The sequence below is a fragment of the Aeromonas sp. R2-4 genome, from assembly GCF_040908365.1.
In the GTDB taxonomy this organism is placed as follows: Bacteria; Pseudomonadota; Gammaproteobacteria; order Enterobacterales; family Aeromonadaceae; genus Aeromonas; species Aeromonas veronii.
Map to the genome: position 1 here is coordinate 1 of NZ_JBFODO010000034.1, position 14,566 is coordinate 14,566.

At 59.1% G+C, this 14,566-nt stretch carries 13 protein-coding genes and 4 tRNA genes; 7 read left to right on the forward strand and 10 right to left on the reverse strand.

Annotation, left to right across the window (positions count from 1 at the left end):
* Window positions 1-4 precede the first annotated feature (4 nt).
* From AB5Z05_RS13930 to lolB, 10 genes are all read right to left on the reverse strand, one after another.
* Window positions 5-79, reverse strand: a tRNA-Gln gene (locus tag AB5Z05_RS13930).
* Between the two features lie 46 nt (window positions 80-125).
* Window positions 126-200: transfer RNA gene (locus tag AB5Z05_RS13935), tRNA-Gln, on the reverse strand.
* A gap of 8 nt (window positions 201-208) precedes the next feature.
* A tRNA-Met gene (locus AB5Z05_RS13940) sits at window positions 209-285 on the reverse strand.
* A gap of 234 nt (window positions 286-519) precedes the next feature.
* On the reverse strand, window positions 520-1,611 hold the full coding sequence (gene ychF / locus AB5Z05_RS13945) for a redox-regulated ATPase YchF (protein ID WP_005334961.1): 1,092 nt from the start codon (window positions 1,609-1,611) through the stop codon (window positions 520-522).
* A gap of 116 nt (window positions 1,612-1,727) precedes the next feature.
* Window positions 1,728-2,324, reverse strand: coding sequence for an aminoacyl-tRNA hydrolase (gene pth / locus AB5Z05_RS13950; RefSeq protein WP_005334960.1), 597 nt, complete (start codon window positions 2,322-2,324; stop codon window positions 1,728-1,730).
* A gap of 218 nt (window positions 2,325-2,542) precedes the next feature.
* A complete protein-coding gene (locus AB5Z05_RS13955; protein WP_368151950.1) occupies window positions 2,543-4,531 on the reverse strand; it encodes a bifunctional UDP-sugar hydrolase/5'-nucleotidase in 1,989 nt (662 codons plus the stop codon).
* 116 nt (window positions 4,532-4,647) lie between these two features.
* Entirely contained in the window at window positions 4,648-5,595 is a 948-nt protein-coding gene (locus tag AB5Z05_RS13960) for a ribose-phosphate pyrophosphokinase (RefSeq protein WP_005343846.1), read from the reverse strand.
* 195 nt (window positions 5,596-5,790) lie between these two features.
* Window positions 5,791-5,865 (reverse strand) — tRNA-Gln (locus tag AB5Z05_RS13965).
* Window position 5,866: 1 nt separating this feature from the next.
* On the reverse strand, window positions 5,867-6,715 hold the full coding sequence (gene ispE, locus AB5Z05_RS13970; protein ID WP_076491303.1) for a 4-(cytidine 5'-diphospho)-2-C-methyl-D-erythritol kinase: 849 nt from the start codon (window positions 6,713-6,715) through the stop codon (window positions 5,867-5,869).
* On the reverse strand, window positions 6,715-7,293 hold the full coding sequence (gene lolB / locus AB5Z05_RS13975) for a lipoprotein insertase outer membrane protein LolB (protein ID WP_005334955.1): 579 nt from the start codon (window positions 7,291-7,293) through the stop codon (window positions 6,715-6,717). The genes ispE and lolB overlap by 1 nt, the downstream gene beginning before the upstream one ends.
* Before the next feature lie 126 nt (window positions 7,294-7,419).
* On the opposite strand from lolB, the gene hemA reads away from it, so the two are divergent.
* The 7 genes from hemA to AB5Z05_RS14010 all read left to right on the forward strand — a co-directional run bounded on the left by hemA (window position 7,420) and on the right by AB5Z05_RS14010 (window position 14,519).
* Window positions 7,420-8,679, forward strand: coding sequence for a glutamyl-tRNA reductase (hemA, locus tag AB5Z05_RS13980; RefSeq protein ID WP_005362209.1), 1,260 nt, complete (start codon window positions 7,420-7,422; stop codon window positions 8,677-8,679).
* A gap of 51 nt (window positions 8,680-8,730) precedes the next feature.
* Window positions 8,731-9,819: a peptide chain release factor 1 gene (gene prfA, locus AB5Z05_RS13985; protein WP_368151953.1), complete on the forward strand. Its 1,089-nt coding sequence runs from the start codon at window positions 8,731-8,733 to the stop codon at window positions 9,817-9,819.
* Between the two features lie 61 nt (window positions 9,820-9,880).
* The gene (gene prmC / locus AB5Z05_RS13990; protein ID WP_368151955.1) at window positions 9,881-10,732 is read left to right on the forward strand and encodes a peptide chain release factor N(5)-glutamine methyltransferase; all 852 of its coding nucleotides are present in this window, start codon (window positions 9,881-9,883) and stop codon (window positions 10,730-10,732) included.
* Between the two features lie 56 nt (window positions 10,733-10,788).
* The gene (locus AB5Z05_RS13995; RefSeq protein WP_005334939.1) at window positions 10,789-11,172 is read left to right on the forward strand and encodes a SirB2 family protein; all 384 of its coding nucleotides are present in this window, start codon (window positions 10,789-10,791) and stop codon (window positions 11,170-11,172) included.
* A 12-nt stretch (window positions 11,173-11,184) separates the two neighbouring features.
* Window positions 11,185-11,985 carry a SirB1 family protein gene (locus AB5Z05_RS14000; RefSeq protein ID WP_005362204.1) on the forward strand — a complete coding sequence of 267 codons (801 nt, stop codon included), beginning with the start codon at window positions 11,185-11,187 and terminating at the stop codon, window positions 11,983-11,985.
* A 97-nt stretch (window positions 11,986-12,082) separates the two neighbouring features.
* A complete protein-coding gene (gene kdsA, locus AB5Z05_RS14005; protein ID WP_005334937.1) occupies window positions 12,083-12,937 on the forward strand; it encodes a 3-deoxy-8-phosphooctulonate synthase in 855 nt (284 codons plus the stop codon).
* Between the two features lie 301 nt (window positions 12,938-13,238).
* Window positions 13,239-14,519 carry a dicarboxylate/amino acid:cation symporter gene (locus AB5Z05_RS14010; RefSeq protein WP_204482816.1) on the forward strand — a complete coding sequence of 427 codons (1,281 nt, stop codon included), beginning with the start codon at window positions 13,239-13,241 and terminating at the stop codon, window positions 14,517-14,519.
* Window positions 14,520-14,566 lie beyond the last annotated feature (47 nt).

The following is a 14,566-nucleotide window of genomic DNA, read 5'->3' on the forward strand; positions in this document are numbered from 1 at the left end:
AAAATGGCTGGGGTACTAGGATTCGAACCTAGGGATGGCGAGATCAAAACCCGCTGCCTTACCGCTTGGCGATACCCCAACAGCGTTCCTCAACAGTCGCGAGACTGGCAAAGAACTTTTAAAAATGGCTGGGGTACTAGGATTCGAACCTAGGGATGGCGAGATCAAAACCCGCTGCCTTACCGCTTGGCGATACCCCAACTATAGATGGTGGCTATGACGGGATTCGAACCTGTGACCCCCGCATTATGAGTGCGATGCTCTAACCAACTGAGCTACATAGCCAACCTTGCTTCCGGTGAGTCGTTACCTCGTCACCGTGCGGGCCGAATTATGCGTATCTGGCTCTGGGGCGTCAACCCTTTTTTTGCCAGAAAAACGCAATTTGAGTGCGTTTGACCAGTTATTGGTCTCTGTTGCGCAAAAGCCCAACAATCTGCTTTTTTTTAAGACATTGCCATGATTGCCCGGGCAATGGCAGATAAAAAACAGGCCAGCAAATGCTGGCCTGTCATGGGATTAGACGTTGAACAGGAAGTTCATGATATCGCCATCTTTGACGATGTAATCTTTCCCTTCAGCGCGCATCTTGCCCGCTTCCTTGGCGCCTTGCTCACCCTTGTAGTTGATAAAGTCTTCAAAGGCGATGGTTTGGGCGCGAATAAAGCCTTTTTCAAAGTCAGTGTGGATCTTGCCAGCCGCTTGCGGGGCGGTGGCACCGACCGGAATAGTCCAGGCGCGTACCTCTTTCACACCGGCGGTGAAGTAGGTCTGCAGGTTGAGCAGCTGGTAGCCGGAGCGGATAACGCGGTTCAGGCCCGGTTCTTCGATGCCCAGGTCTGCCATGAACTCGGCGCGATCTTCGTCGTCCAGTTCGGCGATGTCGGCTTCAATAGCACAGCAGACGACCACGACAACCGCGTTCTCGGCGGCGGCGATTTCACGCACCTTGTCCAGATAGGGGTTATTCTCGAAGCCATCTTCCGCCACGTTGGCGATATACATGGTGGGTTTCAGGGTCAGGAAGTTGAGGTGGCTGACAGCGGCCAGCTCTTCTTTATCCAGCTTCATGCCGCGGATCATCTGACCGTTTTCCAGCGCGACCTTGATCTTCTCCAGGGTTTCCACTTCCAGCTTGGCATCCTTGTCGCCGCCTTTGGCACGCTTGGACTGACGGTGAATGGCGCGCTCGCAGGCGTCCAGGTCCGACAGGGCCAGCTCGGTGTTGATCACTTCGATGTCGTCAGCGGGAGAGACCTTGCCGGCAACGTGAATGATGTTCTCGTCATCGAAGCAGCGCACAACGTGGCCGATCGCTTCGGTTTCACGGATGTTGGCCAGGAACTGGTTACCCAGACCTTCACCCTTGGAGGCACCGGCAACCAGACCGGCGATGTCGACGAATTCCATGGTGGTCGGCACAACGCGCTGCGGATTGATGATGGCAGCCAGCTGATCGAGGCGGGGATCCGGCATCGGCACCACACCAGTGTTCGGCTCGATGGTGCAGAAGGGGAAGTTGGCGGCTTCGATACCGGCCTTGGTCAGCGCGTTGAACAGGGTGGATTTACCTACATTGGGCAGGCCCACGATACCGCATTTAAAACCCATGGATTGTTACCTTACTTGATGGATGCTGTTGGGGGTCGCCCGCAGGCGGCCCATGTCATGCTTGTTCTGGTCGTTGCTCATGTACCGGCACAATGCCCGTACAGGGTCAAACCGACCTAACCCTTTTCAGCCTTGAAGCTGTGCAAGCGATTCATGGCCTTGGTCATATCTTGTTTGAACAGGATGTCGGTGGCGCGCAGGGACTCGTCCAGCGCGGCGTCGATCAGGTTCTGTTCACTGCTGGGGGCCTTGGTCAGGACGAAGCCAGCCACCTGCTCTTTGCTGCCGGGATGGCCGATCCCGAGACGCAGCCGGAAGAAGTTATTGTTGTTGCCCATCTTGGCGATGATGTCCTTGAGGCCGTTATGGCCACCGTGACCACCACCCTGCTTGAACTTGGCGATGCCCGGCGGCAGATCCAGTTCGTCATGGGCTACCAGCATCGCTTCCGGCTCAATCTGATAAAAACGCGCCAGTGCGGCCACCGCCTTGCCAGAGAGGTTCATATAGGTGTTCGGGATGAGCAGCCGCACATCCTGCCCCTCGACCAGGATGCGGGCAGTATGGCCGAAGAACTTGGGTTCTTCACGCAGGCTGACATTGTGCCAGCGGGCCAGTTGCTCCACATACCAGGCGCCCGCGTTGTGGCGGGTCTTGGCATATTCCGGGCCGGGGTTGCCCAGTCCGACGATCAGTTTGATTTCGCTTGTCACGCTTGATGTCTTCACTCGCAGCTGCCGTGGGCACACTACCCAGGGCAATAGGACGCAATATTCTAGCCGCCGAGTGGCGATCACTCAACCAATGCGCATGTTATGGCGGGATTTGCAGCATTATTGCGGCCAATGGGTGGATAACGGTGGGCAAACGGGCCTCTTGCAAGAGGCCCGTTTCAGCTTACCGATGGATTGTGCCCGGTTGACTACCGTCGTTATTTGGCACGCAGCAGGGTGACGGTCTCTTCATCCAGTGCGGTCAGGGTGGGACGGGCATCGCGCACATACTCCACGAAAGACGCTGCATCGGTGCCGCAATCCACGCCGCTGGCTTTGCAATCGAGGGGCTGGCCCGGGGTATAGACGGCGCCGAGCAGTTCACCGTTTTGTGCCACCTTCAGCACCGGGAAGGCGGTCAGTTTGCCATTGACGCTGGCGATATCGACCCGCTCGCTCTGGTGGCGCTGGGCATTGGCCAGTGCCTGCCAGCCATCGTTGCCGTTGGCGCTGTAGGCGTTCATCACTACCCGATAGTGCTGGCTATCCACCAGATCTTGCCACTCGCCGCTTGCGGTCTTGCGCTGCAATTGGGTCAGGATGCCCGCCTTGCCTGCGTCGGTCTCCTGGAAGGTGTAACGCAGGTGGCCGCCATAGGGGAACTTGCCGGCATGGGCGCTGGCGGGCAGGGTGGCGGTGATGGTCTCGGTCAGCAGGGCGCGGACCTCGGCGCCGGTCAGGGTAAGCACCGAGAGCTGGTTCTTGAACGGCAGCAGGGTGAGGGCGCTATCCCCTTCGCGCCATTCTCCTGCAGGCAGGTCGGCACGCACGCCGCCCACCGCCACCAGAGAAAAATCGATCGGGCCACCGGTCAGGGCCTGAACGGCCGGGGTATTGGCCCAGTAGAACTCCCCTTCGGCAACCAGCGGCGCTACATCTGAGCCGTGGCTGTCGCTGCCGTTGTCGCCGGGGCGACGGGCATTTTGCAGCTGCTCGGGGATGGTGCCGATCACCGGGCCATAAGCTTTCTCCAGCGCCGGTTTGTAGTGGCTGTCGATGATGCCGCGCAGGCGCGGATCTTCATCCACGGTCACCAGATTGGGCTGGTTGTCGACAAACTGGCTTGCCTCTTTGCTGCGGGCGTCGTCGAGCGCTTGCTTGCGCGACGCATCGGCGAAGAAATCGCGGCTGGCCAGCAGGCTGTTGTGGCCCTGGCAGTCGGTCACCTGACCCTGGCTGTCAAAGGTCACCTGAGCCAGGCCGATGGCCTGGGCATAGGAGCCCGCCTGCACCACGCAGGTTTTGCCGATGCCATCCGGATTGGTCACCAGCTTGGCGTAATCGCCGGTCTTGCCCCAGCCGATATTGCGAAAATCGCCGAGCAAGCTGTGGGAGTGGCCGCCGACGATGGCATCGAGGCCGTTTACCTTGGCGGCCAGTGCCAGATCCCGCTCGTTGCCGATGTGGGTGAGCGCCACGATCTGATGGATCCCCTTGGCTTGCAGCATGTCGACCGTGGCCTGAGCCGAGGTGACCTCCTTGCCAAAGCGCAGCTTGCCGACGTTGGGGGCGATATTGCCCATGTCTTCCAGCACCAGACCGATGACGGCGACCAGTTGCTTGCCTTGCGGCAGGTTGTCGAGATCGGTGACCGGACTCTTCTGGTTGCCGTCAAAGGCGTAGACCACGAAGGGCTTGAGGTTGTCAGCCTTGCTGAGGGCCGGATCGGCCTTGGTGTCGAGGTTGGCGGCCAGCACAGGGAAGTTGACCCCCTCGATGAAGCGGGCCAGCTTCTGGTTATCCAGATCGAACTCGTGGTTGCCCAGCGCCATGGCATCAAGGCCGAACTGGCTCAGCAACTCGGCATTGGCCATCCCCTCGTTGAGCTTGAAGTAGCCACTGCCCTGCCAGGCATCGCCGCCGTGCAGCAGCAGCAAGGGTTGGTTCTTGGCCAGCGCATCGGCCTGATAGGCTTTCGCCATGGTCAGCAGGCGCGGATAACCGCCAAAGCGGGTATAGAGGGTGTCCGTCTCCCCCTGCTGGGCAAAAATCTGCCCTTTGATCTCGGCATTGACCGGATCAAACTGGGAGTGGGTGTCGTTCATGTGAGCAAGGGTCAGCACAAAGGGCGGGTTCTCTTTGGCGGGCTGACAGGCGAACAGGGCGGAGGTGAGGGTCGCTAGCAGGAGGGGACGCAAGCAATTCATGGGTAAATCCTTAAGCCTGCCGGGGGCAGGGTCGTACCAGATAGCAGAAAGTTGGAAAGAGAAGGTCCAGAAAGACGAAAACCGCCTGATGGCGGTTTTCGTTATTGCTGAATCTATCAATGCTCAAACATGGCAGAGATGGACTCTTCGTTGCTGATGCGACGAATGGCTTCGGCCAGTACAGTTGACAGCGTCAGCTGCTTGACCTTGCCGACCGCTTTCATCTCCGCAGTGAGCGGGATGGAGTCGGTGATGATCAGTTCATCGATCACGGAGTTCTTGATGTTCTCGACGGCGGAACCGGAGAAGACCGGGTGGGTAGCGTAGGCGAATACACGCTTGGCACCGCGCTCTTTCAGGGCCTCTGCGGCTTTGCACAGGGTGCCGCCGGTGTCGATCATGTCATCAACGATGATGCAGTCGCGGCCGGCAACGTCACCGATCAGGTGCATGACCTGGGAGACGTTCGGGCGGGGACGGCGCTTGTCGATGATGGCGATGTCGGTGTCATCCAGCAACTTGGCGATGGCGCGGGCACGCACGACGCCACCGATGTCCGGGGAGACAACGACAGGAGACTCGAGGTTCTTGGACTTCATGTCTTCCAGCAGCACCGGGCTACCGAACACGTTGTCTACCGGAACGTCGAAGAAACCTTGAATTTGCTCGGCATGCAGGTCAACGGTCAGCACGCGATCCACACCGACGCTGGAGAGGAAGTCAGCGACAACCTTGGCGGTGATGGGTACACGGGCGGAGCGGACGCGGCGGTCCTGACGGGCATAACCAAAGTAGGGGATAACGGCAGTGATACGGCCAGCTGAAGCACGACGCAGAGCATCCACCATGACGATCAATTCCATCAAATTGTCGTTGGTCGGGGCACAGGTGGATTGAATGATGAAGATATCGCCACCACGTACATTCTCATTGATCTGTACGCTGATCTCGCCGTCGCTAAAGCGACCTACGGCAGCATTGCCGAGTTTGATAAACAGGCGATCTGCGATCTTCTGGGCTAGTTCCGGCGTTGCGTTACCAGCAAACAGCTTCATGTCAGGCACGGTTTGAAACCTCGGGGTTGCATCCAGTATGTGGGGGAGTCTGAAATCAGACCCTATCGTTTTGGGGCAAACGATTTATCAAGATAACGTACAAGGTGTCTGCTGCCCAATGAATGTGATGATACCGGTAACCCGAATCCGTGGCCGAGTGCAAAACCGGCCACGTTAATCATCATCAATACCGTTCGGTAAAATTGGCTGGGGTACTAGGATTCGAACCTAGGAATGGCGAGATCAAAACCCGCTGCCTTACCGCTTGGCGATACCCCAATCATTTGAACTGTTGCAATGTGGAGAAGAGAGGTGATATGTTCTCGCCCTTGGCGACAAACCCATCAAGTCCCTTCGGCACGCAGGCCAACACTTCCCGAGCAGTCACTTCGTCTTCAAATTGAGCAAAGACGCAGGCTCCTGTGCCCGTCATTCTTGACGGCGCGTATTCTAGCAACCAGCCGAGCGCATTGGCAACCTCGGGGTGGCGCTTTTTCACCAGTGATTCGCAATCGTTTTTCCACTCGCCTTCCAGCAGGTTGTCCAGCGCCATTTTCGGCGTGGCTCTCGGCAGGTCCGGATCCTGGAATACGGCTGCGGTCGCCACATGGCAATCGGGCTTGAGTACCAGATACCAGGCATCGGGCAGTTCGACTGGTTGCAGCCGCTCGCCCACTCCTTCGGCAAAGGCCGCCTTGCCACGGACAAACACCGGCACATCGGCCCCCAGCTGGACGCCAAGCGCTGCCAGTTCATCTTCACTCAAACCCGCTTGCCAGAGGTGGTTAAGCGCCACCAGCGTGGTTGCTGCATCGGATGAGCCGCCGCCGATGCCGCCGCCCATGGGTAGCACCTTTTCCAGCCGGATATGGGCTCCCTGCGGGCTCAGCAGCTTTGCCTGCAGCAGGCGCGCCGCGCGGATAATCAGATTCTGCTCATCCGGCACCCCGGGAATGGCCGGGCTCAAGGTGAGTGTGTCGCTATTCGGTATCACCTCGAACTCGAGCCAGTCGCTGTGGTTGAGGAAGATAAACAGGGTCTGCAGCTCGTGATAGCCATCGGGACGACGGCCATTGACGTGTAGAAACAGGTTGAGTTTGGCCGGTGCCGGCCAGCGTGTGGAAGCCATTAACGTGCAAGAGTCCATTGGTTGATCTGAAGCTTGAGGCGGCTGTTCTGGCCGGTCATGGTCAGCTGGTGCGGCAGGCGGTAGCCATCCTGATCCCGATAATCGCCATAGACGATCTGCCACTGGCCGTCGCGCACGCTGGCCAGACTGCTGTCGGGGTTGAGTTCAAACTCCGCCTGACCCGGCAGCCCCTTGATCCACTCTGGCAATCCCGCAACCGGAATATTCCAGCCGGTCAGTTGATAGATGAGCGCTTCGGCATCCTGGCTCTGGTGGCGATTGCCATCGCTGTCGAGCAGGGTGATCTCCCCCTTGCTGCGGGAGAGCTCCAGAATGCTGGTGCCAATCAGGCTGGTGAGGTTGAGGCGATAATCCTCCCCATCCTGCTGCCAGTTGAGACGGGCGCTGCCCTTTTGCTGGGGGGTGATGATGGCCATCTTGCCGGAGAGCTGCCAGTGGGTCAGCTGCTCGAGGCGGGCCCGCTCCTGGTTCCAGTTCACCTGGTCACGCTGGGGCTGGGTAGTGGCACAACCGGCCAGCAACAGCAGGCAGGTGAGGGTAAAAATACGTAGCAGCAAGAGACGGCTCCAGAGAGAGGAATTTGCCACAGTATACGGGGCGGCCGTATTGCTTTTAAAGACTTACCCTTTCTCGTACAATTGGCAGCCTTTGCACCCAGCGTATGAAATGATCGTCGCCCACTCATGAGTTTGCTTGCCCTCGGAATCAACCACAACACCGCCAGTGTCGCCTTGCGGGAACGGGTCGCCTTTGGCCCGGACTGCATCGATCGCGCCTTGCGTGAGCTGGTGAGCCAACCCGGTGTCAGCGAGGCGGTGATCGTCTCCACCTGCAACCGGACCGAACTCTATTGCAATCTGGAGGAGGAGCGGCAGGAGCAAGTGCTGCGCTGGCTGCAGCAGTTCCACGGGCTGGACGCGGCCGAACTGGTCACTGCCATCTATCAGCATCACGATGAAGAGGCGGTGCGCCACCTGATGCGGGTGGCGTGCGGGCTTGACTCGCTGGTGTTGGGGGAGCCGCAGATCCTGGGGCAGATTAAGCAATCCTACGCTCATGCCCAGCAGGCGGAGTCGGTGAAGGGGGCGCTGGAGCGGCTGTTCCAGAAATCCTTCTCGGTGGCGAAAAGAGTGCGTACCGATACCGAGATTGGCGCCAGTGCCGTGTCGGTGGCGTTTGCCGCCGTCAGTCTGGGTCGGCGGATCTTCTCCGATCTCTCCCAGACCAAGGTACTGCTGGTCGGGGCGGGGGAGACCATCGAACTGGTGGCCCGTCATCTGCGCGAGCAGAACGTCACCAAGATGATGGTGGCCAACCGCACCCTGCAGCGTGCCCAGACCCTGGCGGCTGAATTCGGTGCCCAGGTGATGACGCTCGAAGAGATCCCCGACTATCTGCACGAGGCGGATATTGTCATCAGCTCGACCGCCAGTCCCCTGCCCATCATCGGCAAGGGGATGGTGGAGCGCGCGCTGAAGGCCCGCCGCTTCAAGCCCATGTTTCTGGTGGATATTGCCGTGCCGCGCGACATCGAAGCCGAAGTCGATGAGCTCTCCGATGCCTATCTCTACACGGTGGATGATTTGCAGGGGATCATCGAGCAGAACCTCGAAACCCGTAAACGGGCTGCCGCGCAGGCGGAAGTGATCGTGCAGGAAGAGCGCGACGAGTTTATGGGCTGGTATCGCGGCCAGAGCTCGGTCGATCTCATTCGCGATTACCGCCATCAGTCCCAGCAAGTGGCTGATGAAGAGTTGCAACGGGCCCTGCTGGCATTGGCGCAGGGCGAGAGTGCCGAACAGGCGCTCAAGGCGATGGCCCATCGCCTCACCAACAAATTGATCCACGCGCCGACCCAGGCGTTGCGCCAGGCTGCCTCCCAGGGGGATCAGAGCGAGCTCTCCCGCTTGCGGCAGGCGCTGGGGTTGTCACAAGAGCCATAATTTTCGGGCAACCTGCCGGTTGTCCCGTCCTCCATTGAGAATGCAAGAGTTATGAATCCGTCACTGATCAGAAAGCTGGAAGGCCTCATCGAGCGCCACGAAGAAGTACAGGCCATGCTCGGCGAGCCGGATGTGGTCTCGGATCAGGATCGCTACCGCGCCCTGACCCGCGAATATGCCCAGCTGGAAGATATCGTTCATGCCTTCCAGCGTTACCGTCAGGCTCAGGATGATCTGGAGACCACCCAGATGATGCTGGAGGAGGACGATGCCGACCTGCGCGAGATGGCGCAGGAGGAGCTGCCGCTGGCCAAGGCCAATCTGGAGGCGCTGGAGCAGGAGCTGCAACTGATGTTGCTGCCCAAGGATCCCAAGGATGACAACAACTGCTATCTGGAGATCCGCGCCGGTGCCGGTGGCGACGAAGCGGCCATCTTTGCCGGTGACCTGTTCCGCATGTATTCACGGTTTGCCGAGCGTCAGGGCTGGCGCGTCTCCATCGTCAGCTGCAATGACGGTGAATACGGTGGCTACAAGGAGGTGATCGCCAAGATCGACGGCGAGTGCGTCTATGGCCGCCTCAAGTTTGAATCCGGTGGTCACCGGGTGCAGCGGGTGCCGGAGACCGAGTCTCAAGGCCGTGTGCACACCTCCGCCTGTACCGTCGCCGTGCTGCCGGAAGTGCCGGAAGCCGAGCAGATCGAGATCAACCCTTCCGACTTGAAGATCGACACCTTCCGCGCCTCCGGTGCCGGCGGTCAGCATGTCAACAAGACCGACTCGGCCATCCGCATCACCCACCTGCCGACCGGTCTGGTGGTGGAGTGTCAGGACGAGCGTTCCCAGCACAAGAACCGCGCCAAGGCGATGTCGGTGCTCTCCGCCCGCCTGCAAGCGGCCGAGGATGAGCGCCACCGCGCTGCCGAGCAGAGCACCCGCCGCAATCTGGTGGGCTCCGGCGATCGCTCCGAGCGCATTCGTACCTACAACTACCCGCAGGGCCGCCTCTCCGAGCATCGCATCAACCTGACCCTCTATCGCCTCTCCGAAATTTTGGAAGGGGAGCTGGACTGCGTCATCACGCCGCTGGTGCAGGAGTATCAGGCCGATCAGCTTGCCTCGCTGGCCGAGAACAACTGATGCAAATGGTGATCCGGCAAGCTCGCATTAAGTGTTGTGCCCATAAGGTGGAGTGGCACTGATGCAGATCCAGCAGGCCCGCGCCCATATCATGACCGTGCTGGCTGGGGGAGAATCCCCCCGCGCCGACGCCGATGTACTGCTCTGTCATCTGCTCGATTGCCGTCGCAGCTATCTGATGACCTGGCCCGAGCGTGAGCTGGATGCCGCCCAGCAGGCCACCCTGCAGGGGTGGCTGGCCCGTCGTCTCAATGGCGAACCCATCGCCCATCTGGTGGGCGAGCGGGAGTTCTGGTCGCTGCCGCTGAAAGTGAGCCCGGCGACCCTGATCCCGCGCCCCGATACCGAGGTGCTGGTCGAGCAGGCGCTGACCAGAATCCCGCAAGGGCCGTGCGCCGTGCTGGATCTCGGCACCGGCACCGGCGCCATCGCGCTGGCGCTCAAGTCCGAGCGGCCCGAGGTCGATGTGTGGGCGGTGGATCGGATGGCCGATGCCGCGGCGCTGGCCCGCGAGAACAGCGCCGCGCTGGGATTGCCCATCGAGGTGCGCGATGGCAGCTGGTTCGAGCCCCTTGGCGAGCCGGAGCGCGACGAAACGCCACGTTTTGCGGTGATTGTCTCCAATCCCCCCTATATTGATGGCGCCGATCCCCATCTCGAGCAGGGTGATGTGCGTTTTGAACCCCGCTCGGCGCTGGTTGCCGATGACGCCGGGCTGGCCGATATCCGCCACATCGTGGCCCATGCCCCCGCTTATCTGTTGCCTGACGGCTGGTTGCTGCTGGAGCATGGCTGGGATCAGGGGGAGGCGGTGCGTCAGTTGCTGCGTGATAGCGGCTACCGCGAGGTAGCCACGGTGCGTGATTACGGGGATAACGACAGGGTGACGCTGGGCCTCTGCCCGCTGCGCTGACAGCCCCTTACTGTTACACGGCGGGTTGCCTGTGCGCCCCCATGCAAGGATTGAATATGGTTTTTGTGCTCAAACACCTGCACCTCACCCTGATTGCCGGGGCCGTGCTGATGTTTATGCTCCGCTTCTACTGGGTACAGACCGCCACTGGCCGTGCCTACAGCGCGCCGGTGATGAAGGTCAGCGGCTGGCTCAACGGTCTGGTGGTGCTCTCCGGCGTATTGCTCTGCATGGTGCTGGATCTTAACCCGCTCAATAACGGAACGCCCTGGCTCAGCGAGAAGCTGATGGCCATTCTGGTGCTGGTATTTCTGGCGGCGATGGCGCTGCGGCTGGCCAAAAGCAATCTGGTGCGCTGGTGCTCCTTTCTGGGGGCGCTCGGCTGGATCTACTTTATTGCCAAGTTGGCAGTGCTCAAACAGACGAGTGTGTTCGGCTAAGGCATGAAGAGAATGTTACACATAGACGAATGGACCGATTTCGAAGCCCACGACATCACCGAGCTGGCGTTGTCAGTCAGTGACGAAATTTATGGCTCGGTCGAGGAGGGGATCCGCGAGTTGAACCTGCTGGACGAGTGGCTGGACGAGCAGATCGAAGAGGGCACCTGCGACGAGGTGCGCCAGCAGTTGCTGCAGGGCTTCTACCACAGCCTCGGTTTTCATGGCGACTGGCAGGACTATTTCTCTGCCAACAACTGCGATCTCAATCAGGTGCTGGTTCAGCGCAAGGGGATCCCGGTCAGCCTCGGCATTCTCATTATCCAGCTGGGGCGCAAGCTCGGGCTCGATGTAGAGGGGATCTGCTTCCCCGGCCACTTCCTGGTGAGCTTTGCCGGTGGCGAGGGGGAGGTCTATGTTGACCCCTTTACCGGCGACGAGCTGAGCCTGGCCCGCATCGAGCTGCTGCTGCGCGGTGCGTTGGGGGACTTGGCGACCCTGACCCCCGACTACCTGCAGCCCTCCGGCCAGTGGGAGATCATCGAACGGCTGCTCAACGTCAGCAAGGGGGCCCTGCTGCGGGAAGACCGCATGCCCGAGGCGCTGCGTTGCAGCGAGCTGTTGCTGCGGATGAAGCCCGGCGATCCGCTGGAGACGCGGGATCGCGGCTTTATCTACGAGCAGCTCGATTGCCCGCGCCAGGCCGCCGACGATTTTGAATATTTTATTGAACAATGCCCGGACGATCCGGTCGCCGATGTGCTGAAAGTGCAGCTGGCCGCGCTGGATCTGAGCCCCAAGCCCCTCCATTAAGGGCGGCTTGAAACTTAAACAGAAGAATATCAAGGCCGCAGCGCTCGGCTGCAACGGAGTAACTTGGCTTCAGGCCCCTTCATTAAGGAAGTCTTAGATGGAACAGAAGAATATCAAGATCAACCAGATCGACGTTGCCAACGACAAACCGTTCGTGCTGTTTGGCGGCATGAACGTGCTGGAATCCCGCGACATGGCGATGGCGGTGTGCGAGAAGTACGTGGAAGTGACCAGCAAGCTGGGCATCCCGTTTGTCTTCAAGGCGAGCTGGGACAAGGCCAACCGCTCCTCCATCCACTCTTACCGCGGTCCGGGTCTGGAAGAGGGGATGAAGATTTTCCAGGAGCTGAAAGCGACTTTCGGCATGCCGGTCATCTCCGATCTGCACGAACCCCATCAGGCCAAGCCGGTCGCCGAGGTGGTTGACGTTATCCAGCTGCCCGCTTTCCTGGCACGCCAGACCGATCTGGTGGAAGCCATGGCCCGCACCGGCAACGTTATCAACATCAAGAAGCCGCAGTTCCTGAGCCCAAGCCAGATGAAGAACATCACCGACAAGTTCGAGGAGTGCGGCAACGACCAGCTGATCCTGTGCGAGCGCGGTGCCAATTTCGGCTACGACAACCTGGTGGTGGACATGCTGGGTCTGGGCGTGATGAAGAAGAGCACCGGTGGCTATCCGGTGATCTTTGACGTGACCCACTCCCTGCAGTGCCGTGATCCGCTGGGTGCCGCCTCCGGTGGTCGTCGCGAACAGGTGACCGAGCTGGCACGTGCCGGCATGGCGGTCGGTCTGGCCGGTCTCTTTATCGAATCCCACCCGGATCCGAAAATTGCTCGCTGCGATGGCCCGAGTGCCCTGCCGCTGGAGAAGCTGGAAGGCTTCCTCAAACAGATGAAGGCCATTGATGACCTGATCAAGGGTTTCGAACCTCTCGATACCTCGGCCTGATCCCGACGCTGTCATGCCTGATGAAAATGCCCCGCAATGCGGGGCATTTTTATATCTGCCATATTTAGTTGAAGACTAAAATTAATCTGTGAGCAAACAATTATTGGTTGCCGTAGTGTTAATGGTGTTAATTTTGTTGTGTGATTGATGTCTCTTAATTGTTTTTTATTACATGTAAAGTGGTGACCGTAGTAATGCAGAAACAGCATGGATCGGGTGAGGTACGCAGATATCTCGTCCGGCTATCTGCATGTTTATTGCTGCCATAACAATGTGCAATTAAATTAACAGGACGTTAATAATGCGAAAGAAACTATTTAGCAGCCTCTATTTTCAGGTATTGCTCGCGATTACCCTCGGGGTATTTCTGGGGCATGTCTATCCGGAACTGGGCGCCGATATGAAGCCCCTCGGTGATGGCTTCGTCAAATTGATCAAGATGATCATCGCCCCCGTTATTTTCTGTACCGTGGTTACCGGCATTGCCGGGATGGAAAGTATGAAGGCGGTCGGCAAGACCGGCGCCATTGCTCTGCTCTACTTCGAGGTGGTCAGCACTATCGCCTTGATCATCGGGCTGTGTGTGGTCAACCTGCTGCAACCGGGTGCCGGTATGAACGTCGATCCGGCTGCGCTGGATGCCAGCGCCATCTCCGCCTATGCGGAGCAGGCCAAGTCCCAGGGCATTATCGCCTTTTTGCTGGATATTATTCCGGGCAGTGTGATCGGTGCCTTTGCCAGCGGTAATATCTTGCAGGTGTTACTGTTTGCGGTGCTGTTCGGCTTCTCCCTGCATCATATCGGTGAAAAGGGACAGGTTATTTTCGGCGTCATCGACAGTTTCTCCAAAGTCATATTTGGCATTATCAATATGATAATGAAACTGGCGCCGGTCGGTGCATTCGGGGCAATGGCATTTACCATCGGCAAATATGGAGTAGGTTCACTGGTACAGCTGGGCCAGCTTATTGCCTGCTTCTATCTCACCTGCCTCTTCTTTATCTTCATTGTGCTGGGCAGCATCGCTAAAGCCTCAGGTTTTAGCATCCTGCGTTTCATCTCCTACATTCGTGAGGAGTTGCTGATCGTGCTGGGGACCTCCTCTTCCGAGTCGGTACTGCCGCGGATGCTGGACAAGATGGAGAAGCTGGGTTGCCAGAAATCGGTGGTGGGGCTGGTCATTCCGACCGGGTACTCCTTTAACCTGGATGGCACCTCCATCTATCTGACTATGGCGGCGATTTTTATCGCCCAAGCTACCAATACGCCGCTGGATCTGTTCCAACAGATCACCCTGCTGGTGGTACTGCTGATCTCCTCGAAAGGGGCGGCGGGGGTGACTGGTAGTGGCTTTATCGTGCTGGCAGCGACCATTTCGGCGGTGGGCCATCTGCCACTGGCTGGTTTGGCGCTGATCCTGGGGATCGACCGCTTTATGTCCGAAGCGCGGGCGTTGACCAACCTGATCGGTAACGGGGTTGCCACTGTGGTGGTCGCCAAATACTGCAAGCAGCTGGACGAGAAGAAAATGGATGCAGTGCTCGGCGGCAAGGTCGGGCAACTGGAAGCGGACAGGGCGTAAGCGCTGTTCCCCCCGCACGGCCGCGTTGGCTGGTGCGGGGGCAATAA

Excerpts from the sequence above, each read along its gene's own strand:
- ychF (WP_005334961.1), bottom strand. The coding sequence starts at position 1,611 with ATGGGTTTTAAATGCGGTATCGTGGGCCTGCCCAATGTAGGTAAATCC.
- AB5Z05_RS13955 (WP_368151950.1), bottom strand. The coding sequence starts at position 4,531 with ATGAATTGCTTGCGTCCCCTCCTGCTAGCGACCCTCACCTCCGCCCTG.
- ispE (WP_076491303.1), bottom strand. The coding sequence starts at position 6,715 with ATGGCTTCCACACGCTGGCCGGCACCGGCCAAACTCAACCTGTTTCTA.
- hemA (WP_005362209.1), top strand. The coding sequence starts at position 7,420 with ATGAGTTTGCTTGCCCTCGGAATCAACCACAACACCGCCAGTGTCGCC.
- prfA (WP_368151953.1), top strand. The coding sequence starts at position 8,731 with ATGAATCCGTCACTGATCAGAAAGCTGGAAGGCCTCATCGAGCGCCAC.
- prmC (WP_368151955.1), top strand. The coding sequence starts at position 9,881 with ATGCAGATCCAGCAGGCCCGCGCCCATATCATGACCGTGCTGGCTGGG.
- AB5Z05_RS13995 (WP_005334939.1), top strand. The coding sequence starts at position 10,789 with ATGGTTTTTGTGCTCAAACACCTGCACCTCACCCTGATTGCCGGGGCC.
- AB5Z05_RS14000 (WP_005362204.1), top strand. The coding sequence starts at position 11,185 with ATGTTACACATAGACGAATGGACCGATTTCGAAGCCCACGACATCACC.
- kdsA (WP_005334937.1), top strand. The coding sequence starts at position 12,083 with ATGGAACAGAAGAATATCAAGATCAACCAGATCGACGTTGCCAACGAC.
- AB5Z05_RS14010 (WP_204482816.1), top strand. The coding sequence starts at position 13,239 with ATGCGAAAGAAACTATTTAGCAGCCTCTATTTTCAGGTATTGCTCGCG.